Origin of the sequence: Ruminococcus sp. N15.MGS-57 (assembly GCF_000980385.1) — a bacterium.
Classification (GTDB): domain Bacteria; phylum Bacillota; class Clostridia; order Oscillospirales; family Ruminococcaceae; genus Hominimerdicola; species Hominimerdicola aceti.
The window spans coordinates 1-2,166 of the sequence record NZ_LARF01000085.1 but is presented as its reverse complement, the minus strand read 5'-3'; the positions used below and the strand labels follow the sequence as shown (position 1 = coordinate 2,166).

The following is a 2,166-nucleotide window of genomic DNA, read 5'->3' as shown; positions in this document are numbered from 1 at the left end:
ATAGTGAACGTCACGGACCTCAAATCCGGCACGGTCTCTTGAAAGACCGCCAGGGCCGAGGGCTGAAAGTCTTCTCTTATGAGTAAGCTCAGCCAGAGGGTTGTTCTGATCCATGAACTGTGACAGTGGAGAAGAACCGAAGAACTCTCTGATTGCCGCAGTGATAGGTCTTATATTGATAAGAGCTGTAGGAGTAACGACCTCAGTGCCCTGTGACTGAATGTTCATTCTCTCACGGATAACTCTTTCCATTCTTGTGAAACCGATCCTGAACTGGTTCTGAAGAAGCTCGCCTACTGAACGGATTCTTCTGTTGCCAAGATGGTCGATATCGTCAACAGTACCAACGCCCTCGCAAAGGTTGAGGAAGTAAGAAACCGTAGCGATAATATCATCGATAGTGATGTGCTTTGGAACGAGGTCGTCAGCCTTAAGTTTGATGTTCTCCTTAAGTTCTTCCTCATTCTCAGAATCCTCAAGAATTTCCTTGAGAGCCTTGAAAGATACCTTTTCGTTGATGCCAAGCTCAGTGCAGTCAAAATCAACATAAGCGTTGATGTCTACCATGCCGTTGCCTATGATCTTAACTTCGCACTCTTCAAGCTTTGTAACAGCCTCGCCTGTTGCGGAAGTAAGATGCTCCTTTACCTCAACGTCAACGTAAACCTCCATAACGCCTGCGGTCTCGATCTCCATAGCCTTATCAAAGCTGATAAGATCGCCAGCCTCAGCCATTACCTCGCCTGTCATAGGATTTACAACAGGTCTTGAAAGTCTGTGGCCTGAAAGTCTTGAACCAACGCCAAGCTTCTTGTTGTACTTATATCTGCCAAATCTTGAAAGATTGTATCTCTTAGCGTCAAAGAACAGGTTGTTCAGGTGAGTAACAGCAGAATCTACTGTAGGAGGCTCGCCCGGACGGAGCTTCTTGTAAACTTCAAGAAGAGCTTCCTCTCTGTTAGCAGTCTGATCCTTCTGCATGATAGTCTGAGTAAGTCTTTCATCAGGACCGAAAACTTCCTCGATCTCCTCGTTAGTACCAATACCGAGCGATCTCAGGAAAGTAGTAAGAGGGATCTTTCTGTTTTTATCGATTCTGACATAAACCACGTCGTTAGAATCCATTTCATATTCAAGCCAAGCACCTCTGTTAGGGATAACAGTTGTCTTGAACAGATCCTTACCGGTCTTGTCCTTATCAAAAGCGTAATAAACACCTGGTGAACGCACCAACTGAGAAACGATAACACGCTCTGCACCGTTGATAACAAAAGTTCCGCTGTCGGTCATTTTAGGGAAGTCACCCATAAATACCTCGGACTCCTTGATCTCGCCGGTCTCGGTATTGTTAAGTCTTGCAGTAACTCTCAGTGGCACTGCATAAGTTACATCTCTCGCCTTGCACTCTGCAACAGAATACTTAGCCTCTTCGTCGAAATGGTATCCAACAAAAGTCAGCTCCAGCGTACCATTATAATCAGTAATAGCTGAAACATCTCTGAAGACCTCCTTCAGACCTTCATCGAGGAACCACTGATAAGAGTTCTTCTGCACTTCAATAAGGTTAGGCATCTCCAGAACCTCATTGATCTTGGCAAAGCTCTTTCTCGTGTTCTTACCAAGTTTTACGTCCTTGACATTCACCATAGGCTCAATCACTCCTTAATTTATTTGGAAAATACATTTATATAACACTATATAACAATCGTATTCGCCAGTGGTTTTGGCGGTGTTTTCCATGATTTTCTGCACTCAAAAACGCATGAAATAGGTGGAAAACTCCATTATGATACAGTATACTATTATATAATATTAGCAGGCCCTTGTCAAGCATTTTAGCTTACACATCTCGCCGATTTTCCTATTTTCTCCGATTTGAACAAAAATCGCACAATTCGACGCAGAAACTTCTACTATTACCAATGTGTTATCAAATCGTAAATTTTTCGTTTACTCACCTGTTTTTATCACCCTCCGCCTCATTACCTCCGCCCTAACCTACCCTTTATTTCATCACTATCTGCATCAACTTGTCTGCCATTACATAATAATTCCGACTTACTTGTCATATTCAACAAAAACTTACTTAACAAATTGTGCAAACAAATGATTTATATTTTAATTTGGCAACATTTCTGCAATTGTTGCATTTTTTATGCAACAAAA

The 2,166-nt window shown here is 42.4% G+C and carries 1 pseudogene; it reads right to left on the bottom strand.

Annotation, left to right across the window (positions count from 1 at the left end):
* Window positions 1–1,647 (bottom strand): annotated as a pseudogene (locus WS40_RS10355) (DNA-directed RNA polymerase subunit beta); the annotation flags it as partial.
* Between the last annotated feature and the right edge of the window lie 519 nt (window positions 1,648–2,166).